Raw genomic sequence first — 23,570 nt, 5'->3', positions numbered from 1 at the left:
TCATGGAGGAGGTGTCTCACAATGGACATGAACCAATATTTAAACATGTTTATTGATGAGTCGAATGATCATCTGCAATCTCTTAACGAAAAAATGCTTCAACTGGAAAGTAGTCCTACCGATCTGGGCATCGTTCAGGTGATTTTCCGGTCTGCCCATACCCTCAAAGGAATGGCTGCTACAATGGGTTTTGAAGACCTGGCATCGCTCACTCACCAAATGGAAAACGTTCTTGATCTGGTACGTAACAACAAGCTTGCGATGCAGGAATTTATATTCGATACCTTTTTTAAAGGGTTGGATGCGTTGGAGTCCATGGTACAGAACATTACAGAGGGTGGCGATGGAAAAGCGGATGTATCCTCTATTGTAGCTTCACTGCAATCCATCGTGCGTGGCGATTTCCAAAAATCTGGCACAGATGCTGTTACTGAGGCGGTTACGCCGAAAAAAGCGGCGGATAGCGAAAGCGCGGGTCTTGTGCTGGATCAATTCCAGTATTCTGTACTGGAGCAATCTATTTCTGAAGGGCATCGGGTTCACTATATACAGGTAACGATTAGCTCAGAAAGCCAGTTGAAAGCTGCACGTGCCTTTATGGTATTTAATACGCTGGAGAACTCCGGTGAAATCGTAAAAGCTTATCCGTCTGTACAGGATATTGAGCAGGAGAAATTCGAACAAAATTTCTCGTTATATTACATAACGCAGAAAGAGGTAGGAGAGCTGGAGAAGGAAATCGCTGGTATTTCCGAAATCGAATCCGTCTCCGTTGTACAGCTGGATCAGGAATCGCTTAAGCAAATGAGCGAAGTCAAGGCTGGGCTGGCAGAGACTGCTGCGGTGCAGGAAGCCCTGGTAGCTGTACAACAACAGTCCGCTGCATCCCAGCCGCAGTCTCCAACTGCGGCCCCCGGTGCGAAGCCAGCTGATGGTAAAGCTCAAGTAGCCAAGCCTGCAGCACCTACGCACAACCGTACGATTCGTGTAGACATTGAACGCCTGGACGTATTGATGAACTTGTTCAGTGAATTGCTTATTGACCGTGTACGGTTGGAGCAGCTGGCGAGTGAGGCTTCTAATCCGGCGCTGACTGAAACGGTAGAACATATGAGCCGCGTAAGCAGTGACCTGCAAAATGTTGTGCTTAAATTGCGGATGGTACCCGTGGACACGGTTTTCAATCGTTTCCCGCGTATGGTGCGTGATCTAGCCAAATCGCTGGATAAAAAGCTGGATTTGGTCATTACTGGCGCGGACACTGAAATGGACCGTACCGTTATCGACGAAATCGGCGATCCGCTAGTGCATTTACTGCGCAACTCTGTGGATCACGGCATTGAGCCAGTAGCGACCCGTATTGCGGCAGGCAAACCGGAGACAGGAACAGTTCATTTACGTGCTTTCCACAGTGGCAACAACGTGTTCATTGAGATTGAAGACGATGGAAGCGGCATTAATCGTGAGAAGGTACTGAAAAGTGCCATTTCCAAAGGGATTATGACTGAGGAACAAGCAGCTGCAATGAGCGATGAAGAGGCCCATCAGGTACTTTTCGCTCCCGGATTCAGTACAGCTGAGGTCATTTCGGACGTTTCAGGACGCGGCGTTGGACTCGATGTAGTTAAATCTAAAATCACTTCCCTTGGTGGTAACGTTACGATTCATTCCGTTCTGGGCAAAGGTACCAATTTTTCTGTGCAGTTGCCACTGACACTATCCATTATTGCGGCCATGATGATACAGATCGGTTCCGAAAAATATGCCATTCCGTTGTCTTCTATTGTGGAGACTGCAATCGTCAAACGGACACAAATTCGTTCTGTTCACGGCAACAAAATGATCGCTTTCCGCGAATCCCATATTCCGCTTATCTCCTTGAGTCAGCTGTTTGAAGTACCAGACTTCAATGAGGATGAAGAAGAAGAGACAGAGGTTGTTGTTATCCGCAAGGGTGACCGTCTGGCAGCTCTTTCTGTTCAGGACTTTTTGGGACAAAGTGAAATTGTCCTTAAAAACCTGGGCAAATACCTTCCTAACATCCAAGGAATTTCAGGCGCCACGATTCTGGGTGACGGTCAGGTTGCTTTGATCATTGACCCTAATGTCTTCATTAAATAATGTCTTCATTAAAAATGAAAGAAATGTGAAATTGCTGACATCCATAAGGAGGGTTTTTAGACATGGGAGAAGAAATTAAAGTTATCGTATTTAAACTTGGTGAAGAGGAATACGGTGTAGAAGTAGAAAAAGTCCAATCCATTGAGCGCATGGTGCCGATTACACGTGTTCCAAGAACATACGATTTTGTCAAAGGCGTATTCAATATGAGAGGCGTGGTCATTCCCGTTATTGATCTGCGTGGTCGTTTTGGATTGTCTGAGGCGGAGTATACCGATCAAACCCGAATTATCATCGTTGCAGTGGGTGAGATGCAAGTAGGCTTTATCGTTGATTCGGCGAACGACGTAATCGACCTGAATACCGACAACATTGAGACACCACCAGAAGTCGTTGGCGGAGTCAAGGCTAAATATTTGCGTGGAGTCGCTAAAATCGGTGAAGAGCGCTTGCTCATCATGCTGAATTTGTCTGAGGTGCTGAATCGGAGTGAAATGAACCAACTGGAAGGCTTAGAGGATTAATTTATGGAAAATCTTGAAAATCTCGAAGATTTCAAGTTGGATGTTTTGAAGGAAGTCGGTAACATTGGTTCGGGGAACGCTGCTACAGCGCTCTCCCGACTTCTGAATAAACCAGTTGATATGGGCGTACCTAAAGTACAGATGCTGCCTTTTGAGGAAATTGCCGAAAAGGTCGGTGGGAATGAGCAACTTGTCGTTGCTATCTTTTTCAGAGTCGAGGGCGAAGCTCCAGGTAATCTCTTTTTCATATTGCAACCCCATGCGGCAAAAAGTCTGCTTTCCCGGCTTGCGAATATTCCCTCGGATGATGAGGACAGCTTTAACGAAATGGAGCATTCGGCTCTGTCTGAAATCGGAAATATTTTAGCGGGTTCATACTTGTCCTCGTTGGCCGATTTCACCCGGTTGTCCATGTATCCGACTGTTCCCGCACTAGCTTTGGATATGGCTGGGGCCATTCTCAGCTACGGATTGTTGCAGTTTGGGCAGATGGGGGATGCAGCCCTGTTGATTGACACATCGTTTCTGGAGGGGCAGAATCAGATTGAGGGTCAATTTTTCCTGATTCCGGATCCGGAATCGTTTGGTAAAATATTCAGGTCGTTAGGAGTCCCGATGAACGATGATTGAGGATAAAAGCATCATCAAAGTGGGCATGGCAGACTTGAACGTAACCAGCAATCCAAACTCGATTCGCACGACAGGACTTGGTTCCTGCGTCGGATTGACCCTCTACGATCCTCATTTAAAACTGGCTGGTATGGCACATGTAATGCTACCATCCTCAGACATTGCGCGTGAAGGGCAGCTTAACATCGCAAAATATGCCGATACCGCGTTGCCGGAGCTATTTGAGCGGATGCTGAAATTGGGAGCCGAACGCCGCAGACTGGTCGCCAAAATGGCAGGGGGAGCGCAAATGTTCGCCTTTGCCGGCAGCGGGGACACCATGCGAATTGGTCCGCGCAATGTGGAGTCATGCAAGGAAATGCTCGTAGATCTCGGTATTCCTTTGCTTGCGGAGGATACAGGTGGTAGTTATGGCCGAACGATTGAGCTGGACTGTGAAACTGGCGTTTTGAATATTCGAAGCGTACAAAAAGGTGTAAAGGAATTATAATCATGTTATTTGGCAGCTTACGCATTAATCTTTGGTCTGGAGTAGTCGGATTTATTCTGACTTTTGTGTTGTCCACTGGCAGCAATCTGCTGACCACGAGCTTAATTCGTGGCTTGGTCGCTTTCGTTTTTTGGTTCCTGCTTGCATTTGTGCTGCGCTGGACACTGGGTGTCGTAGCGCGGCCAGATCTGGGTAATGCCCAAAGCCGGGCAAGCTCTCAGGTGGATGGCGTAGGGGGGAATCTGGACCTGACGACACCAGACGAAGATGAAAACCTGAATGAATTGTTGAAGCCGAAACCAGAGCAGACGGACGGGAAAAACACCGGTTTTGCGCCTTTAAACCCGCCTAAGCTGGTTTCAAACAAGGACCCTGAAGAATTGGCCAAGGCCGTTCGTCACCTGACAGACAAACAAGGAGGGTGAAGCCGATGAACGAGCGAAAAGCCGCTCATTTAAACCATTCCGAACTGTGGGAGCAATGGAAAGAACACGGTGACAAGGAAGCAAAAAAGCAGCTAATTGAAAAGTACCTCCATATTGTGGAATATGTGTCGGGACGCCTTGCAGTAGGTTTGCCTAAAAATGTATCTAAGGATGACCTGGCCAGCAACGGTGTCATGGGCTTGATTGATGCTCTTGAAAAGTTTGACTATGAACGTGGTTTGCAGTTTGAGACTTATGCTTCCTGGCGCGTTCGAGGAGCGATTTTGGATGGTCTTCGCCAAGGAGATTGGGTTCCACGTTCGGTCAGGGAAAAAGCGAAAAAAATTGAGGATGCCTACCAGCATCTGGAGCAGAGATACTTACGCACGGTAAGTGACGAAGAGATGAGCCATTATTTGGACGTCTCCGAAAAAGAGTTTCAAAATATGATCCAGGAGGTCGCTGTTATGTCGATCGTTTCACTGGAGGACCCGATCCGCGAAGAAGAATCGGAGACACGACTTTCCCTTTTAGTGGATGAAAAGGCGAAAAATCCGGATCACAAAGTCAATGAATTTACACTTCGTGATGCCCTTGCACAAGGCATTGACAAATTGACTGAAAAAGAACGTATCGTTGTTTCTTTATTGTATTACGAGGATTTGTCTCTCAGTGAAATTGCTGAGGTCATGTCGCTTTCCCCTTCGCGTATTTCACAACTACATTCCAAAGCCATATTGCGGCTGAGGGCGACACTGGACAAACAGCGGGATCTGCTAATGCGTAAAGATTAAACGTACGGGAGGTTACAGTAACAGTTAGACGGAAGGAGCACCCCTGTGGAGAAGCAATATGCTTTGGACCAGTATTTAAAAGTGGTCGTCTCACCCGATAAACTTAGCGCTTATTTGGAGTTTGCCAAACGTGAAGAAGGCTTTTCCTGTTCTGTGGAAGAATTGGAGCGTTTCCTGAGTAACCAAAAAATAAGCCATGGTTTGATTACTGATGAGATTTATACGTTTGTGGCAAGATCGGAAGATTATTTCTTCACCAAATTGCTGATTGCTAAGGGAACACCGCCGATTCATGGTACGGACGGAAAAATTAATTTGGCTGAAGTTGTGACTGGTGAAGATGCACGTAAGCCGCTCGAAACCTTGGACGGACGAGTGGACTATAAAGAATTAACCCGTTTAAAAAATGTAAAGCGTGGACAACTGATTGCCGAGCGGATTGATCCGTTGCCGGGTGTACCTGGTATTGCCGTCACGGGAGAGGAAATTCCTTATCTTCCAGGCAAAGAGGCACGTTTTAAAGTAGGGAAAAACGTAGTTGTTCATCCAGAAGGCGTTGCAATGTACGCAGCTATCGATGGACTGGTGACTACGACTGAAAAGGGTAAGCTCAATGTGTTTCCCGTATATGAAGTGAACGGGGATGTGGATTATAGCGTCGGCAACATTGATTTTGTTGGAACCGTCGTCATTCGTGGTAATGTCCTGACAGGTTTTCGTATTCGGGCGGCTGGCGACATTCGTGTCATCGGCGGTGTGGAAGGTGCTGAATTGGATGCGGAAGGCTCAGTTGACATCAGTGGTGGTATTATCGGATACCATAAGGGGTATGTGAAAGCTGCACAAAATGTGAAATGCTCTTTTATACAGGATGGTAACGTGATTGCGGGGGGCGATATACTTGTATCCCAAAGCATCATGCATTCCCAGATCAAAGCCAGTAAGAATGTACTTTGCGGAGGGGCTAAAGGACTCATCGTAGGTGGTAGTGTACAAGCTGGTGAAAAGGTAGTGGCACGTACAATCGGTAATACGATGTCCACAGCCACTATAATCGAAGTAGGTGTACTGCCAGAGCTGCGCGATGAGTTGACTGAACTCCGGGCACGTTTGAAGCAACAGACAGACAGCCAGGATAAGACCAATAAGGCCCTCACCATATTGGACCAGCTTGCTGCTGCCGGACAGCTTGCCTCTGATAGAATGGCGATGCGAATCAAGTTGACATCTACCAAAAAATCAAATGACAACGAGCTTCTGGAAACCAAATCAAGAATGCTTGAGATCGAACGAACCTTGGAAGATACTAGCCGCGCACGGGTAGAAGTCAAAAACGTTATTTACGGCGGCTCTAAAATAGTTATCGGCAGATATACAAAATTTATTAAAGATTCGGTGGAAAGAATGGCGTTTTATTATCATGAGGGTGATATCAGTATGTCCTCCTCCGTGTAATCTGGCACAGGGATAACGAGTTTCCTTATTCCTCGGAAAACAGATACGGATGCCCAATCGGAAAGGGTGTGGTCCAATGAGCCTGAAAGCTGTTGAATTACAAATCGCCGTACCTCGTACCAGTGAAGCGGGTAAGTATCAAAGCGAATACCAGCAACGTCCGATGAATGAGCAAGCGCTGTTAGGGCAAAAGACCGAGCAGGAGACGGAAAAGATTCGCCAGCGAAGCAGTGCGGTGGATGAATCTGCGGAAACATTCGTCAGTGAGAGGGAAAATGGAGGGCAAGGCAGTGATACTTCCGGCCAGAGCCGATCTCGGTCCGGTGAGAATATACTGCCAAAGGAGCATCCTGCAGAGCATCCATACAAGGGACATCATATAGATTTTTCGCTCTGATCCGACAGGTGGAGAAGCGTTATAAAAGGAGACGATGGGCAGTGGATCAACCATGGATATATATTGTTCTGCTGGGCGCCGCAGCTGTTGTCTACGCCTGGCTGCTGCCGAAGCGGCAGGCAGGCCGGGGAACAGAAGAGGCCGTCGTCCAAAAGGTCGAGGCCACCTTGGAGCAATATATGGCCGATATTGAAAACGGCAATGATGAGCTGATTGAGCTCGTATCCGGCATAAAGCAGGAACATGCGGTTAAACAGGCCTCATTGCAGGAGCAAGTGGCTGAGCTTCGGAACCGGATTGTAGAGCTTGAACGCCAGGCTGCGATTGCTTCAGTTTCTACACAGACAGTGCCTGGATCTGAGGTACTGCTACATACAGGTACCCCGCATCAGGCGGTGGCAGCTTATGCTCAGTTCCGCAATACGCAGACTGTTATTCCCATACAGGCAGAGCAGTCTGACGCCTCTATTGTAGCTGTGGAAGACCAGACCCTGTTGCAAGAGGCTGAGCCTGAAGCTCATCAGGAATCTATCCGTGAGCGTTATCAGGAACTGTTCGAGCTGTATGAGCAGGGCAAATCGGTGGATTACATTGCTAAGCAATCAGGCATCCAACGGGGCGAGGTACAGCTCATATTACAATTGGCGGAAAGGGAGGACCTGACGTGATCAAAAATCGTTCATTCATGCTGGGCATGGGCACCGGGCTTGTTACAGGCGCACTACTGCTGCAATTGGCGATGATCGGTCAGGGTCAATCGCAGCCGTCTTCAGCGGACCCGAAAAACATGACTCGTGAGCAATTGGAGGAGGCGGCAGCCAGACTGAATCTTCAAATCAGTGAGAGTTCTGATCCGAAGATGACAGAAGAGGAATGGCGGAACAAGGTGATCAAGGAAGGCAATAAAACACCGGTTGCCCCCAAAAAGGCAGAAGCGGCGCAAATTCCGTCGACACCAAAGACACCTGCCAGCAGAACGCCTTCGGCTACTGCTAAGCCTTCAGCAAGCATGTCTGCACTCCAAAGTCCGGATAAGCCGCAAACTAAAGGTTCGAGTGTTACGACTACTCCAGATACCCCTAAACAGCCGGCCACTCCGCAAGTGCAATATAGCATTGCATCGGGAAGCAATCTGAGGAGTGTGGCATCTGGTTTGCAGAAGGCAGGCATCGTATCGGATGCCAGTGCGTTTGAGGCTGAGGCTAAGGCTCAAAAAATCAATACCAAAATCCGTACCGGTACCTATGAGTTTGCCAAGGGTGAGGATTTTGGTTCTATCATTACTAAAATTACAAAGAAGCCGTCCAACTGACCGTGATCGGGAGAGTGGGCGGCTTTTATTTTTCGCTAGAAAGCTCTATAGGCGGGAATAATCAGTCACATTTCGCGCTTATCCTGCTATTGTCGAAAAGTTGGTTGCAACGCTGCGGGTGTTATGGTATATTAATTGACGGTGTTAAAAACGCACGTCGATTAATTTTGTAAAGGGTGCTTTCCAAATGGAAAGTCTTTGCGAGAAATGATGTCGGCGGAGGACACACAAAAAACCAAACTTAGGAGGTGTGTGAAGATGGCAGTAATCTCCATGAAACAGCTTTTGGAAGCTGGGGTTCACTTTGGTCACCAAACACGTCGCTGGAACCCGAAAATGGATCGTTATATCTTCACTGAAAGAAACGGTATTTACATCATTGACTTGCAAAAGACAGTGAAAAAGGTTGAGGAAGCTTACAACTTCGTAAAAAGCATTGCAGCTGAGAATGGTACAATTCTGTTCGTAGGCACGAAGAAACAAGCACAAGATTCCGTTAAAGAAGAAGCAGCACGCGCTGGTCAATTCTATATCAACCAACGTTGGTTGGGCGGTACGCTGACTAACTTCCAAACCATTCAAAAACGTATTGATCGTTTGAAACAACTGGAAGCTTGGGAAGAAGACGGTACATTCGCTGTACTTCCTAAAAAAGAAGTTATCATTCTCCGTAAAGAGAAAGATCGTCTTGAAAAATTCTTGGGCGGTATCAAAAACATGAAGGGCCTTCCAAGCGCTCTGTTCATCATTGATCCACGCAAAGAACGCATCGCGGTTGCTGAAGCTCGCAAATTGGGTATCCCAATCGTGGGTATCGTTGATACAAACTGCGATCCAGACGAAATTGACTATGTTATCCCAGGTAATGACGACGCGATCCGCGCTGTTAAATTGCTGACAGGTAAAATGGCTGATGCAGTTATGGAAGCAAACCAAGGCGAAGAAACTACAGCATAATATTTCCTTACGGAAATACCTATAAGAATTAAATGAAAAGGGTGGTTGGCAGGTGTATAACCTCTCACTACCCTTTTTTTAAGGAATAAAGCTTGTGTACACCACTGAAAATCAAATTTGGAGGGAAATAATATGGCAGTTAATGCTAGCGCGGTAAAAGAGCTTCGTGAAAAAACAGGCGCAGGAATGCTGGATTGTAAAAAAGCGCTTGAAGAAGCAAACGGTGATTTGACAAAAGCAGTTGAAGTGCTGCGTGAAAAAGGACTTGCAGCTGCAGCGAACAAAGCAGGCCGTATCGCTACTGAAGGCGTTGTTGAATCCTACATCCATGCTGGCGGCCGTATCGGCGTACTGGTAGAAGTAAACTGCGAAACAGACTTCGTAGCTAAAACAGACCAGTTCAGAGATTTTGTGCGTGACATCGCTATGCATATCGCTGCATCGAACCCTCGTTATGTTCGTCGCGAAGAAGTGCCACAGGAAGAGATCGAAAAAGAAAAAGAAATCCTGAAAGCACAAGCTTTGAACGAAGGCAAACCAGAAAAAATCGTTGAGAAAATGGTTGAAGGCCGCATCGGTAAATTCTATGAAGAGTTCTGCCTGTTGGAGCAATCTTTCATTAAAGATCCGGACAAAACAATCTCTACACTCATCAACGAGAAAATCAGTACCATTGGTGAGAACATTTCCCTGCGTCGTTTTGTTCGCTTTGAACTGGGCGAAGGTTTGGAGAAAAAAGAAGATAACTTCTACGAAGAAGTTATGTCTCAAGTGAAACAATAATTACCAACGAACGGTAATTGCATACGGAAAGAGCAAAGAATTGGAACACATCAGTGTTCCTTTTCTTGCAACAGGACATCTATCCTGTACATAATATATAGTCGATATTGGAGGGTGATCATTTGGAAAAACCTGTGTTTAAGCGTGTTGTTCTGAAAGTCAGCGGAGAGTCGCTGTCAGGCCCGAACGGTTACGGTATTGATGCGGATACAATTGCGTCGATCGCTGAGCAGGTCAAGGACGTTGTCGAACTGGGAGTAGAAGTTGCTATCGTGTGCGGAGGCGGCAACATTTGGCGGGGTATTGCCGGAAGCGCCAACGGAATTGACCGGGCAACAGCCGATTACATGGGTATGCTGGCAACGGTGATGAACTCACTGGCACTGCAGGATGCTTTGGAACAAATTGAAGTTCCTACGCGTGTACAGACATCTATCGCAATGCAGCAAATTGCTGAGCCTTACATTCGTCGTAGAGCTATCCGCCATCTGGAAAAAGGCCGGGTTGTTATTTTTGCAGCAGGTACAGGGAATCCGTTCTTCTCGACCGATACTACGGCTGCCCTGCGTGCTGCCGAAATTGAGGCTGAAGTGATTCTGATGGCTAAAAATAAAGTGGACGGCGTGTATTCAGCTGATCCATTTAAAGACAGCACAGCCGAGAAGTATGAGCAACTTACGTATTTGGATGTGCTCAACAAAAATCTCGGTGTCATGGACTCCACAGCTTCCTCGCTGTGCATGGATAACAATATTCCGTTGATTGTCTTTGCTATTACAGAGCAAGGTAACATTAAACGTGTCGTGTTGGGTGAGAAAATTGGCACGATCGTCAAAGGGAGTGTAAAATAATGCCACAATCTGTGAAAAAGAGCGCTGAAGAGCGCATGCATAAAGCAATTCAGTCGTTGCAACGTGACCTTGCATCTTTGCGCGCTGGTCGAGCGACACCAGCTCTACTGGATCGCGTTCAGGTTGAGTATTACGGTGCAATGACTCCAGTCAATCAGTTGGCTAATGTAAATACACCGGACAGCCGGACTCTAATGATTCAGCCTTGGGATAAATCCTCCCTGGCCGACATTGAGCGTGCTATCCAAAAATCCGATCTGGGTTTGACCCCTTCCAATGACGGAAACACCATTCGCCTGAGTATTCCTGCATTGACAGAAGAACGCAGAACGGATCTAGTGAAGCTGACGAAAAAGAACGGCGAAGAAGCGAAGGTCGCCATTCGTAACATTCGTCGCGATGCGAACGATGATATTAAAAAAATGGAGAAAACTGATATATCCGAGGATGAATCCCGTAAATATCAGGAAGAAATCCAGAAAACGACAGATAAATTTATCGCCGAAGTGGATAGAGTTTTGGCTGCAAAAGAAAAAGAAATTATGGAAGTATAAGAGACTGGTAGCCCCTCCCTTACGGTGGGGTTTGTCTCTTTTCAAGCCAGAGGCACATTTTCAGAGAATGCTGGAGGAACTGGAATGATCAAACGGGTTCGGTCTTGGTGGAACGGGGAACAAAAACAGCAAACACCGGCCATTTCAAAAGACAATATTCCGCAGCATGTTGCTGTTATTATGGATGGGAACGGCAGATGGGCCAAACGGATTGGAATGCCGCGTATTGTAGGGCATCAAAATGGAATGAAGGCAGTGAAGCGCACAGCGATTGCTGCGGATGAACTAGGCATTAAATATTTGACCTTATTTGCTTTTTCAACTGAAAATTGGTCGCGTCCCAAGGATGAAGTCGATTTTTTGATGCGGCTGCCGCAAGAGTTTCTGGCTATTGAGCTTGATGAGCTGATTGAAAAAAATGTACAAGTGCGTATGATGGGAAATAAGGAGCATTTGCCATCTCATACCGTTGATGCGTTGACTGAAGCGACTCGGCGAACCGAAAATAATACCGGACTTGTTCTTAATTTTGCATTAAATTATGGAAGCCGGCTGGAAATCACTGAATGTATGCAAGCGTTGGGTCGTGAAATTGAGGATGGAAAGCTTAAATCCGGAGATATTACGCCTGAACTGATTGAGAATTCTTTGCTCTCAAGTGGTATGCCGGACCCTGACCTGCTGATTCGAACAAGTGGTGAGCTAAGAATCAGCAATTTTATGCTATGGCAACTTGCTTACAGTGAGCTATGGTTTACTGATATTTATTGGCCTGAGTTTAAGAAAGAGCATTTATACGAAGCAGTAGTCGAATATCAGCGAAGATCACGGCGGTACGGCGGACTGAAGTAAATGGAGGATGAAAGCCGTTGAGACAGAGATTGATTACCGGTATTGTAGCAGGCGTATTTTTTTTGGCGATGGTCCTGTGGGGCGGCTTAGCCTACCATTTGCTCATTTTGGCTATGGCCTTAATTGGATTCTATGAATTCGCGCGAATGACCAGGGTATCTCCTTTCGGCGGTACAGCGTTAGTTGGCTATGCAGGAATATTAGCTTTTGTATTTCCTTATCAGCCCTTGGGTCTGCACTCACCATTACCGTCTATAAGTCTGCTTTGGCTGCTGATGATTATTTTTATGATCATTACGGTGGGAACGAAAAATAAAATCACAATTCAAACGGTGTCCATACTATTTCTCGGTACCGTTTATATAGGCTTTGGATTTTCCTATATGGCGGAATCACGCCATATGGAACATGGGCTTTTATGGACCTTTTTGTTGCTGGCTTGCATTTGGGCAAGTGATGCAGGGGCTTATTTTGTAGGCAAAATGGCGGGGAAGAGAAAGCTATGGCCTGCGATCAGTCCAAACAAAACAGTCGAAGGGTCTATTGGCGGGATTGTTTTAGCGTTAGCTACAGCACTGGTGTTTGCCGGATTGTCAGAAGGGCTGCTGCCGTGGGATAAAGCTTTCGCTATCGGTTTATCTTGTGCAGTTGTGGGTCAACTCGGCGATTTAGTGCAATCTGCGTACAAGCGGGTGTACGACATTAAAGATTCCGGTAATCTGCTGCCAGGGCACGGTGGTATATTAGACCGCTGCGACAGCTGGATTGTCGTTTTTCCAATTGTACATATGATGCTGCTGCTTCCATGACCCTTACCTGGTGCTTACAGTTTATGCTCAGGTCAAAGTTAGCCGCAGAGTAACGGTTATTTTCAAGATAGGAAGGTGCTTCATGAAAAGAATTACGGTACTCGGTTCAACCGGGTCTATTGGAACACAGACGCTGGATGTCGTATCTATGCACCCGGATCAGTTTGCCGTAGAGGCTTTAGCAGGTGGCTCAAATATAAAGTTGCTTGCCGAGCAGGCGCATCTATACCAACCCAAGAAGGTATCCGTCGGCACCAAGCAACTGGCGGAGGAAATCCGTCCTTTGTTGCCTTCCGGAATGGAACTGCATTGGGGGGATGAAGGACTCGTCGAGCTGGCTGCGAATACAGATGCAGATATGGTTGTGACAGCTGTAATGGGCAGTGTCGGATTGCACTCCACGCTGGCCGCGATTGAGGCTGGAAAACAGATCGGTTTGGCCAATAAGGAAACACTGGTTACCGCCGGTCATCTGGTCACAGAACGGGCACGGGCGAAAGGAGTGCCGTTGCTGCCGATTGACAGTGAGCATTCGGCTATTTTCCAATGCTTGAATGGTGAGGGTATGAAAGATGTGGCACATATTACTCTCACGGCATCGGGTGGTTCTTTTCGTGATTTGACAAGGGAACAGCTTCTGGAGGTTACGGTAGAAGATGCATTGAAGCACCCCAATTGGTCGATGGGTGCCAAAATTACGATTGATTCGGCAACGATGGTAAACAAAGGGCTAGAGGTCATTGAGGCGCACTGGTTGTTCGGACTTGATTATGAGCAGATTCACGTACTATTGCATCCTGAAAGCATCATTCATTCCTATGTAGAATTTGTGGATACCAGTATTGTCGCCCAACTGGGCAACCCTGATATGAGAGTGCCTATTCAATACGCTTTAACCTATCCTAAACGGATGAAGTCTCCGGCCAAGCCGCTGTCACTGGCTGAGGTGGGTAAGCTCCATTTTAAGAAAATGGACTTTAATCGTTTTCCTTGTTTAAGGCTTGCCTTTGAATGTGGTAAAATGGGTGGTACAGCACCAACTGCATTTAATGCGGCTAATGAGATTGCTGTTGCCCGTTTTCTGCGTGGAGAAATTCCTTTTCTGCATATCGAAGCCGTTATTGAGCGAGTACTGGAACGGCATGTCAATGTCACTAACCCTGATCTGGCTGCGATTGAAGCCTGTGACCGTGAGGTTCGCAGCGTAGCTGCCAGGATATAAGCTGAATTTGGGTTCGAGAAGCGAATTGTGATTCTCTTGTGTGGGATCGGAGAATAATGATAATCTAGGAAGACAAACTCGATCTCATTGAAAGGGGAACGGAAACGATTGGAAACGATTCGAATAGTTTTGATGACGGTGCTCATGTTTTTCGTCATAGTGACGGTGCATGAATGGGGGCATTATTATTTTGCCAAACGCGCCGGGATTCTGGTACGGGAGTTTGCGATCGGTTTCGGTCCGAAACTGTTTTCTTATAAAAGAAACGAGACGCGATTTACACTACGTTTGCTGCCGTTCGGTGGTTTTGCCCGCATGGCAGGAGAAGATCCGGAAATCAATGAAATTGAAGCCGGACAAACAATTGCTGTACGTGTAACGGACGGTATCGTCAAAACCATTTATTTGGACCAATTGGATAACCGCAAAAATGTGGTGCGCGGCGAAGTGCAGCACATTGATCTGGAGCAGGCACTAACTGTAAAATTGGATGTGGATGGCGAGGATCAGCAATATACTGTACACCCGCAAGCGATGATGGTAACCAAAGGGCAATCCATCCAGATTGCGCCTAAGGATCGACAGTATGGCAGCAAAACAGTAGGACAGCGTGCGATGGCTATTTTTGCTGGACCGCTGATGAATTTTATCCTTGCCTTTGTTCTGTTTGGTCTGCATATCCAGATGGTCGGCGTACAAGTGGACAACCCGACTTATGTTCAGATTAATGACATTACAGCGGGTATGCCAGCTGCTGAAGCTGATTTGCATAAGGGCGATATCATTGAATCCGTGAACGGGGTTGCGATTGGTGCGAACGTTGAAAATATGATCAAACTGATTGCCGATTCCCAAGACAAGCCGATGAAATGGGTTGTTCGTCGTGATAACAAAACTTTTGATCTGACGATTACACCTCGTGCAATGGAAGGACAAAAGGGTGGTAAAGTGGGCATCGTGCCTGAACTTCCGACACGGCCAGCCGGAGTCGGGGAAACATTTAAATTTGCTGGACAATCCATGGTACGAACGACCGATATTATTTTCCAGGGGTTTAGTCAGCTTATCCAACGCTTCTCCATTAATGATCTGGGAGGTCCGGTACGTACCTTTGAAGTGACAGGACAAATTGCCAAACAGGGCATTGAGCAGCTTACGTATTGGACTGCTATAATGAGTCTTTATTTGGGGATATTTAATCTATTGCCAATTCCGGCGCTGGATGGAAGCAGACTTGTTTTCCTCGGCGTAGAGGCGGTAAGAGGACGTCCGGTTGATCCGAGCAGGGAAGGTATGGTCCATTTCGTTGGTTTTGCTATGTTATTCCTGCTCATGATTGCGGTCACGTACAATGATATTTTACGATTAATTAACGGTTAATTAGAGACGGACTTATATAAAAGGGTCTGTATGGGAGGACATGCGTTTCTATGTCGAACGATAAACAGTTTGTCGAGGAAATTACGCCACAGAGCGAAGATTTTTCCCGATGGTACATTGATGTTATTAAAAAGGCAGAGCTGATGGATTACTCCCCGGTTCGCGGGTGTATTGTGTTCCGTCCCGACGGTTTTGAAATTTGGGAGCATATCAAGGAAGCCATGGATGTGCGTTTCAAAGAAACAGGTCATCGCAATGCCTATTTTCCGATGTTCATTCCCGAGAGCTTTTTCCAAAAGGAAAAAGAGCATGTCGAAGGGTTTAACCCTGAGCTTCCTTGGGTAACCGAGGCTGGCGGGGAAAAGCTGGAGGAGCGCCTTGCGATCCGTCCTACTTCAGAGACAATGATCGGTCATATGTACTCCAAATGGATTCAATCCTATCGTGATCTGCCAGTGCTTATCAACCAATGGGCCAACGTGGTTCGTTGGGAAAAACGCACGCTACCGTTCTTGCGTACAAGTGAGTTTTTGTGGCAGGAAGGTCATACTGCTCATGAAAATGAGGAAGAAGCACGCGAAGAAACGATGAAAATGCTGGAAGTATACCGCGAGGTTATCGAGGAAGTACTGGCTATCCCAGTTATTACCGGACAAAAAACGCCTTCTGAAAAATTTGCAGGTGCGAAGGATACATTCTCACTGGAAGCGATGATGAAGGATGGACGTGCGGTGCAAGCGGGGACTTCTCACTATATGGGAACCAATTTTGCCGTTGCTTTTGATATTAAATACTTGAGCCGAGACAATAACCTGGAATACGCTCATACCACTTCATGGGGAACAAGTACGCGTCTGATTGGTGCACTGATTATGGTCCATGGGGATGACCGGGGTTTGGCCTTGCCTCCTAAAGTTGCACCTACGCAGGTCATTATGGTGCCTATCGGGCCGCCTAAGAAGCGTGACGCAGTTATTGCCCGTGCAGATGAACTGTTCGCTGCACTGAAACAAGCGGGTGTACGTGTGAAAATGGACGACCGCAGCGATGTGAGTCCAGGTTGGAAGTTTAATGAATACGAAATGCGTGGTGTACCGGTGCGTCTTGAAATCGGACCTCGTGATATGGAAAACGGTGTTTGCGTGCTCGTATCCCGTATCAGTGGCGAGAAAAAGATTGTACAGCAGGATAACCTTGTTGAGGAAGTCCATGCGATGCTGGCACAGGTACAGCAGGAAATGTTTGATCGTGCCAAGAGCTTTATGGATGAAAACTTCTATTCCGTAGATACGCTGGATGAAATGAAGGCGCTCATGGAAGAAAAACGTGGCTTTACTTTGGCAGGCTGGTGCGGATCTGTAGAATGTGAAGACAAAGTCAAAGAAGAGACAGGCGCTACAAGCCGTAATATACCTTTCAAAACTACCGAGCAAAAGACCACATGTCTGTGCTGCGGCAAACCAGCCAAGCATACTGTAGTGTTCGCACGGGCGTACTAATAAAGAAGTAAAGCTATACCACTATACTCACTTCATTCTCTCCGCTAACGAGCATAATTGTAAGAGGTTGCTATGGTGGAGGATTGAGGGGGGCTACGAAAAGCTTTTGCGGTCGGAGATGTTTTAGACGCAGAAGCTTTTCATGTTTTCAGAATTGTAGATTTGGAATCCGGGGTACGATTAGAGTAGTTAAGTCAATGGAAAACGGGGGGAGAGCCATGGGCGGAGCTGAAGAAAAGAGAAAACGGCTGGAACTGCTGATGAAGCAGGTAGTGATGCCGGCGGGAGTGGTGGAACCTTATTTCTTGGACGGTTGGATTGAGCAGGTGGAAATAAGCCGTACCAATAAGGATTGGAATATTATCATCGCCAAGGAAACACTGGTTCCCGCTCAGGTATATCGGGCCTTCTGTATTCAGGTGCAGGAGAAAATGAACCACATCGCTAAAATTACCTTTCGGTTTCGGTATAGTGAGCAGGTTCAGTCTGCGGATATCATCAGTGAATACTGGAAGCTTTTTCTGGAATGGGTGCACCGTGAAATCCCATCCGTGAACGGCTGGATGAACCGGGCTGTACATGAGTGGGAAGACGGCCTGTTATTGCTGACGATGAGCGATAGCATGTCACTGGAGCTGGCACGCAAAAAGCAGATTGACCAAGCAATCATCAAATTCTACGATAAATATTTTGGTCTCTCGATGCGCATTAAAATCCAGGTGGGAGAAAGTAACCAAGAGGCTTTGCAGCAGTTCCAAGAGAAAAAGATGCAGGAAGAACGTGAAGTTATTCAGCAGATGATGGAAAGCATGGAATCAGAAATGCCGCCTCTGGATGAAGAGGAAGGAGATGTACGACTTCAATTTGGCTATGACATCAAGGAGCCGCCTGTTCCGATGCAAGAAATTCAGGATGAAGAGAAGAAAGTCACGTTGCAGGGAACGATTTTCGGTCTCGATAGTAAAGAGCTGCGCAATGGAAGTACATTGTTCACCTATTATTTGACCGATTTTAGTGATTCGCTGCAAATGAAAATGTTTGCCAAAACAAAAGAAGATCTAAAAATTCTCAGCTTGCTGGCTAACGGAAAATGGGTTAAGGTCCGTGGCCGCGTCGAATATGATCGGTTTATGCAAATTCCTGAGCTGGTTATGATTCCTTCTGATCTGGTAGAGGTGCAGGCTCCTCCTTCCCGTAAAGATAATGCAGAGGAAAAACGGGTTGAGTTTCACCTTCACACAAAGATGAGCGCGATGGATGCTGTTAGCTCTATTGACCAGTATGTTAAAACAGCCGCCAAGTGGGGGCACAAGGCGATTGCGGTCACTGATCATGGTGGAGTGCAATGTTATCCCGATGCCGCTAAGGCCGCCAAGAAAAACGGAATTAAAATGATTTATGGTATCGAGGCCAATGTGGTCAACGATGCGGTTGAGGTTGTGATGCAGGCACAGCCACTTAATTTGAAAACAGCGACTTATGTCGTTTTTGATATTGAAACCACTGGTCTGTCAGTCACACAAAACAGAATTATTGAGATTGCTGCTGTCAAAATGCATGAGGGTAAAGAGGTAGACCGTTATGCTACCTTTGTAAATCCGCATGAGCGTATACCATACAATATCCAGCAACTGACCAACATTAACGATGAAATGGTCAAGGATGCACCGGATGTGGAGCCCGTTATGAAGGAGTTTGTGGCTTTTGCTGGCGATGCTGTACTGGTTGCCCATAATGCGCGATTTGATGTCGGTTTTATCCAGGCTACGCTTAGGAATATGGGATTGCCTGAGATGACGAACCCGGTACTGGATACACTGGAATTGGCCCGCTTGCTGTTTCCTACGATGAAAAATCATCGTCTGAACACATTGACTACCAAATACAAGGTTGCGCTCGAAAGCCATCACCGGGCCATTGATGATACAGTTGCGCTAACAGAAGTGTTGAATGGACTTTTGAATGATGCGGAACAAATTAAAGGTATGAAAGTGCTCGACCGCTTGAATGACTATGTTGGTAAGGATTTATCGACCGTTCGTCCTTTCCATTGCTGTATTTATGCGCTGAATCCGATTGGCAAAAAAAATCTGTACAAGCTGGTTTCAATGTCACATACCGAGTATTTTAAGCGTGTCCCTTGTATTCCTAAATCGAAATTGTCCGAGATGAGAGAAGGGCTGCTTATTATTTCAGGTTGTGAAAAGGGTGAGTTTTTCGAGGCAGTGCTGAACAAGTCGGAGGAGGAAGCAGAGGAAATTGCACAGTTTTATGATGTGCTGGAGATCCAACCTTTAACCATGTACATGCATCTGGTGGAAAAACAACTGGTAAGTGGCCCTGATGCTCTGAAAACGGCAGTTCGTAAAGTATGCGAAATTGGGCGGCGGCTCGATAAGCCCGTTATTGCTACAGGCAATGTTCACTATTTGGAAACACGTGATAAGCTGTACCGTGATATCACGATACATGGAATTACTGGCTTTAGCCCGTTAAAGGATATCCGAAAGCCGGATGCGCATTTGCGCACGACAGACGAAATGGTGGCAGAATTCGAGTTTTTGGGCGAGGAGAAAGCCTATGAAGTCGTTGTGAGGAATACCAGCGAGTTGGCGGAGCGGTTTGAGGAACTGGAGCTGTTCCCTGACAAGCTGTTCACGCCTTTGCTGGATGGGGCAGACGAGGAAATCCGCAATACTTGCTACGAAACGGCTAAATCCATTTATGGTGAGGAATTACCCGAGGTGGTCGTAGCCCGTCTTGAAAAAGAACTGGAGCCGATTATTAAATACGGTTTCTCTGCCAACTATCTCATTTCCGAGCGACTGGTTAAAAAGTCCAATCAGGATGGATACCTGGTAGGTTCGCGGGGTTCTGTTGGATCTTCTGTGGTCGCTACCTTCCTTGGTATTTCCGAGGTTAATCCACTACCTGCACATTATATTTGTGGTAATCCTGAATGTAGACATAGCGAATGGATTTTGGATGGCAGTGTGCCGAGCGGATTTGACTTGCCTGACAAAAACTGTCCGAAATGCGGTGGCAAGCTGAAGGGTGAGGGACAGGATATTCCGTTTGAAACGTTCCTGGGGTTTAAGGGAGATAAAGTTCCCGATATTGACTTGAACTTCTCAGGGGAATATCAGCCAGTCGCACATAACTATACGAAAGTACTGTTTGGTGAGAAAAGCGTATTCCGTGCTGGAACCATCGGTACGGTTGCAGAAAAAACGGCCTTCGGCTTTGCGAAGAAATATGAAGAGGCGCATCATAAAAAATGGCGTGGGGCCGAATTAAACAGGCTGGCTTCCGGCTGTACGGGCGTTAAACGCAGCACCGGACAGCATCCGGGCGGGATCGTCGTCGTTCCGGATTATATTGAGGTCGAGGACATTACGCCGGTACAATTCCCGGCTGATGATACAAGCTCGGAATGGAAAACGACGCATTTTGATTATCATGCTTTTGATGCGAACTTACTCAAGCTCGATATTCTGGGCCATGATGATCCGACCATGATGAGAATGCTTCAGGATTTGACTGGAGTCGACCCAACGACGATTCCGATGAATGATCCGAAGGTTATGAGTATGTTCAATTCCACGGAGGCGCTTGGCGTATCGCCGCAGCAGATCCGTACTCCTGTCGCAACCTACGGTGTACCCGAGATGGGAACCAAGTTTGTACGTCAGATGCTAGTGGAATCACAGCCGAGTTCTTTTGCCGATTTGCTACAAATATCGGGTCTGTCCCATGGTACGGGCGTATGGTTGGGGAACGCGCAGGATTTGATCAAAAACAATACCTGCAACATCAAGACCGTAATCGGTTGCCGGGATGATATCATGCTATTCCTGATTTATAAGGCGGGGATGGATGCAGGTCTGGCCTTTAAAATTACGGAGAGCGTGCGTAAAGGTAAGGGGCTTAGTGCGGAATGGATCGAGGAAATGAAAAAATGCAAGGTGCCACAATGGTACATTGATTCCTGCCTCAAGATCCAGTACATGTTTCCAAAGGCCCATGCCGCAGCCTATGTTATTTCAGCAGTGCGGACCGCCTATTTCAAGCTGTATCATCCGATTGAATATTATGCGACCTATTTCTCGGTACGCGCAGCCGATTTTGATATTGAACTGTGTTGTCAGGGGTATGATGCCATCGCGCGAAAAATTGTCGAAATCGAGCAGCTCGGTTTTCAGGCTCCACCAAAGGAAAAAGGAATGCTTCCGATCCTGGAAATGGCGCTGGAAATGACGGCTCGCGGCTTCAGTTTCAAGACGATTGATTTGTACCGTTCCGAGGGCACTCGCTTCAAGGTAGACGGAGATTCACTCATTCCGCCGTTCGGAGCGCTTCAGGGGATTGGGGAAAACGCGGCACGTAACATCGCAGCCTCCCGTGAACAGGGTGAATTTTTGTCTGTCGAGGATTTTCAGCAAAAATCGAAGGCTAGTAAAACGATTGTCGAAATGCTGTCCCAGATGGGCTGTTTCCGTGGACTGCCGGAGAGTAATCAGCTGTCTCTGTTTTAATTGGAATCCCAGTAGTCAAGCTCTGGCACTTGTCACATAACTACGGTTATGTTATAATTTTTTTGGTAATCATGGAGATAAAACCGTTGCTTAAAGAGTGGGGAAACCCACTCTTTACTGTTTGATATACAGTTACAACGTGAAAAGACGATTTTTGGGCAGGAACCGGTACGCCGGTTTATTTGCAGTGAGCCCAAAATGAACATTACATCAAATGAAAATGGAAAATGCCGGTGATGGAGAAGCATTGTCCATGGCAATGGGGCGTCTCTTTTTCACCACAGGAAAGTTTACTTTTGGAGGTTATAATCTTTGAGCACACCAAAGATCAAGTCAGTAGTAGAAGAAATGGCCCAACCTTACCTCGATGAGCATGGTTTTGAACTGGTCGATGTCGAGTATGTCAAAGAGGGCAGCAATTGGTTTCTTCGCGTTTTTGTAGACAAAGACGGGGGAATTGATCTGGACGACTGTAGTATGATCAGTGAATACCTGGGTCAAAAGCTGGACGAAAATGACCCTGTTTCTACAGCGTATTTTCTGGAAGTGTCTTCACCAGGCGCTGAAAGACCGCTGAAAAAAGCGGAAGACGTAACCAAAGCGGTAGGCAAAAATGTATTCGTTACTACATACGAGCCGATCAACGGCCTGAAGGAATTTGAAGGTCGTTTGCTTTCTTTTGAAGATGGGGAACTTACTGTTCAGAGCGGACAAAAGAAGCATGCCATACCTTATGACAAGGTGGCTGGAGCTAGGCTCGCGATCATATTTTAATTCGGATTTGACCGTTGCTGTTTGACATGTACTTCATGTTTTTTTGCCTCGTGTGCCGACCAGGACGCAGGTGCATCATTTGAAAGGGGGAGCAGTAATCCATGAGTATGGATTTTATTGAAGCAATGAACGAGTTGGAACGGGAAAAGGGGATCAGCAAGGATGTGCTGTTTGAGGCCATTGAAGCAGCCTTGATTTCCAGCTACAAACGGAATTTCAACACCGCACAAAACGTGCGTGTCGATATGAACCGCAACTCGGGTGTCATTAAGGTATATGCCCGCAAGCTGATCGTTGAGGAGGTATTGGATCCTCGCACCGAGATTTCGTTGCCAGCAGCCCGTGAGATTAACCCGCATTTTCAGCTGGAGGATATTGCTGAGATTGAAGTTACTCCTCGTGATTTTGGACGGATTGCCGCACAAACAGCGAAGCAGGTCGTAACCCAACGTATCCGTGAAGCGGAGCGGGGATTGATCTACAACAAGTTTGTGGACAAGGAAGAGGATATTGTAACAGGGACCGTACAACGTCAGGACCCGCGTAATATTTATATTGACCTGGGTAAGGTGGAGGCGGTTCTCCCGTTGGGCGAGTTGATGCCTAATGAGAAATTCAGTCATCTGGACCGGATTAAGGCTTATATTACCAAGGTAGAGAATACGACCAAAGGGCCTCAAATCATGTTGTCCCGCTCACATCCAGGTCTGCTTAAGCGTTTGTTCGAACTCGAGGTGCCGGAAATTTTTGACGGTGTCGTTGAGATTCGTTCTGTAGCGCGTGAAGCAGGCTTCCGTTCTAAAATCGCAGTTCATTCCCGCAATGCCGAGGTAGATCCGGTCGGTTCTTGTGTAGGACCGAGAGGAACGCGGGTGCAGACGATTGTGAATGAGTTGCGTGGTGAAAAAATCGACATTGTGCGTTATTCCGATAATGTTGACGAATATGTGGCTAATGCGCTGAGCCCGTCCAAGGTGCTTGAGGTGCAGGTGTTTGAAGAAGAAAAAATGGCGCGTGTCATCGTGCCGGATTACCAGCTTTCTCTGGCCATTGGTATCAAAGGGCAAAATGCCCGCCTTGCTGCCAAGCTCACTGGCTGGAAAATTGATATCAAGAGCGAAACGCAGGCGGAGGAAGAACTCGGCAGACCGAGAACATCCACCGATGAAATGCATCAGGATTCCGTTTCTGTAGATTAAACGGAGT

General features: G+C 46.8%; 22 protein-coding genes. All 22 read left to right on the top strand.

The genetic code is table 11. The annotated features are described in order from the left end of the window. Positions 1-21 precede the first annotated feature (21 nt). Positions 22-2,121, top strand: coding sequence for a chemotaxis protein CheW (locus tag ABH897_RS01350; RefSeq protein WP_404591014.1), 2,100 nt, complete (start codon positions 22-24; stop codon positions 2,119-2,121). A 62-nt stretch (positions 2,122-2,183) separates the two neighbouring features. Beyond that, complete coding sequence (locus tag ABH897_RS01345) at positions 2,184-2,645, top strand: chemotaxis protein CheW (protein WP_014281101.1); 462 nt, start codon at positions 2,184-2,186, stop codon at positions 2,643-2,645. A 3-nt stretch (positions 2,646-2,648) separates the two neighbouring features. Continuing rightward, positions 2,649-3,275: a chemotaxis protein CheC gene (locus tag ABH897_RS01340; RefSeq protein WP_025684945.1), complete on the top strand. Its 627-nt coding sequence runs from the start codon at positions 2,649-2,651 to the stop codon at positions 3,273-3,275. Further along, positions 3,268-3,765 carry a chemotaxis protein CheD gene (locus tag ABH897_RS01335; RefSeq protein WP_025684946.1) on the top strand — a complete coding sequence of 166 codons (498 nt, stop codon included), beginning with the start codon at positions 3,268-3,270 and terminating at the stop codon, positions 3,763-3,765. Before ABH897_RS01340 ends, ABH897_RS01335 begins: the two co-directional genes overlap by 8 nt. 2 nt (positions 3,766-3,767) lie before the next feature. Beyond that, positions 3,768-4,190, top strand: coding sequence for a hypothetical protein (locus ABH897_RS01330; RefSeq protein ID WP_283655640.1), 423 nt, complete (start codon positions 3,768-3,770; stop codon positions 4,188-4,190). Positions 4,191-4,195: 5 nt separating this feature from the next. After that, complete coding sequence (locus ABH897_RS01325) at positions 4,196-4,984, top strand: FliA/WhiG family RNA polymerase sigma factor (RefSeq protein WP_013309911.1); 789 nt, start codon at positions 4,196-4,198, stop codon at positions 4,982-4,984. Between the two features lie 45 nt (positions 4,985-5,029). Next, positions 5,030-6,439 carry a flagellar assembly protein A gene (locus ABH897_RS01320; RefSeq protein WP_404591011.1) on the top strand — a complete coding sequence of 470 codons (1,410 nt, stop codon included), beginning with the start codon at positions 5,030-5,032 and terminating at the stop codon, positions 6,437-6,439. 76 nt (positions 6,440-6,515) lie between these two features. After that, positions 6,516-6,836: a hypothetical protein gene (locus ABH897_RS01315; protein ID WP_283655642.1), complete on the top strand. Its 321-nt coding sequence runs from the start codon at positions 6,516-6,518 to the stop codon at positions 6,834-6,836. A 41-nt stretch (positions 6,837-6,877) separates the two neighbouring features. Then, on the top strand, positions 6,878-7,504 hold the full coding sequence (locus ABH897_RS01310) for a DUF6115 domain-containing protein (protein WP_404591009.1): 627 nt from the start codon (positions 6,878-6,880) through the stop codon (positions 7,502-7,504). Beyond that, complete coding sequence (locus tag ABH897_RS01305) at positions 7,501-8,148, top strand: peptidase (RefSeq protein WP_283655644.1); 648 nt, start codon at positions 7,501-7,503, stop codon at positions 8,146-8,148. Before ABH897_RS01310 ends, ABH897_RS01305 begins: the two co-directional genes overlap by 4 nt. Positions 8,149-8,406: 258 nt before the next feature. Further along, on the top strand, positions 8,407-9,105 hold the full coding sequence (gene rpsB, locus ABH897_RS01300) for a 30S ribosomal protein S2 (protein ID WP_013309916.1): 699 nt from the start codon (positions 8,407-8,409) through the stop codon (positions 9,103-9,105). Positions 9,106-9,237: 132 nt separating this feature from the next. Beyond that, the gene (gene tsf, locus ABH897_RS01295; RefSeq protein WP_013309917.1) at positions 9,238-9,888 is read left to right on the top strand and encodes a translation elongation factor Ts; all 651 of its coding nucleotides are present in this window, start codon (positions 9,238-9,240) and stop codon (positions 9,886-9,888) included. Between the two features lie 122 nt (positions 9,889-10,010). Next, positions 10,011-10,739 carry a UMP kinase gene (gene pyrH, locus ABH897_RS01290; RefSeq protein ID WP_404591007.1) on the top strand — a complete coding sequence of 243 codons (729 nt, stop codon included), beginning with the start codon at positions 10,011-10,013 and terminating at the stop codon, positions 10,737-10,739. Further along, the gene (gene frr, locus ABH897_RS01285) at positions 10,739-11,293 is read left to right on the top strand and encodes a ribosome recycling factor (RefSeq protein WP_283655646.1); all 555 of its coding nucleotides are present in this window, start codon (positions 10,739-10,741) and stop codon (positions 11,291-11,293) included. The genes pyrH and frr overlap by 1 nt, the downstream gene beginning before the upstream one ends. An 84-nt stretch (positions 11,294-11,377) precedes the next feature. Next, positions 11,378-12,145, top strand: a complete 768-nt coding sequence (locus ABH897_RS01280; RefSeq protein ID WP_404591005.1) for an undecaprenyl pyrophosphate synthase — start codon at positions 11,378-11,380, stop codon at positions 12,143-12,145. A 17-nt stretch (positions 12,146-12,162) separates the two neighbouring features. Beyond that, entirely contained in the window at positions 12,163-12,954 is a 792-nt protein-coding gene (locus ABH897_RS01275; RefSeq protein ID WP_283655648.1) for a phosphatidate cytidylyltransferase, read from the top strand. 82 nt (positions 12,955-13,036) lie between these two features. Further along, a complete protein-coding gene (locus ABH897_RS01270) occupies positions 13,037-14,176 on the top strand; it encodes a 1-deoxy-D-xylulose-5-phosphate reductoisomerase (RefSeq protein WP_404519235.1) in 1,140 nt (379 codons plus the stop codon). A gap of 108 nt (positions 14,177-14,284) precedes the next feature. Next, a complete protein-coding gene (gene rseP, locus ABH897_RS01265) occupies positions 14,285-15,556 on the top strand; it encodes an RIP metalloprotease RseP (RefSeq protein ID WP_404519234.1) in 1,272 nt (423 codons plus the stop codon). A gap of 50 nt (positions 15,557-15,606) precedes the next feature. Continuing rightward, positions 15,607-17,055: a proline--tRNA ligase gene (gene proS / locus ABH897_RS01260; RefSeq protein ID WP_404591003.1), complete on the top strand. Its 1,449-nt coding sequence runs from the start codon at positions 15,607-15,609 to the stop codon at positions 17,053-17,055. A gap of 218 nt (positions 17,056-17,273) precedes the next feature. Continuing rightward, the gene (locus tag ABH897_RS01255) at positions 17,274-21,590 is read left to right on the top strand and encodes a PolC-type DNA polymerase III (protein ID WP_404519233.1); all 4,317 of its coding nucleotides are present in this window, start codon (positions 17,274-17,276) and stop codon (positions 21,588-21,590) included. A 312-nt stretch (positions 21,591-21,902) separates the two neighbouring features. Beyond that, positions 21,903-22,364, top strand: coding sequence for a ribosome maturation factor RimP (rimP, locus tag ABH897_RS01250; protein ID WP_014281118.1), 462 nt, complete (start codon positions 21,903-21,905; stop codon positions 22,362-22,364). Between the two features lie 101 nt (positions 22,365-22,465). Next, positions 22,466-23,563 carry a transcription termination factor NusA gene (nusA, locus tag ABH897_RS01245; RefSeq protein WP_013309927.1) on the top strand — a complete coding sequence of 366 codons (1,098 nt, stop codon included), beginning with the start codon at positions 22,466-22,468 and terminating at the stop codon, positions 23,561-23,563. Positions 23,564-23,570 lie beyond the last annotated feature (7 nt).

The organism is Paenibacillus sp. RC73, from assembly GCF_044908085.1.
Classification (GTDB): domain Bacteria; phylum Bacillota; class Bacilli; order Paenibacillales; family Paenibacillaceae; genus Paenibacillus; species Paenibacillus terrae_A.
Note: the sequence above shows the minus strand (reverse complement) of the source record. Positions and strands in the feature narration are given on the sequence as shown.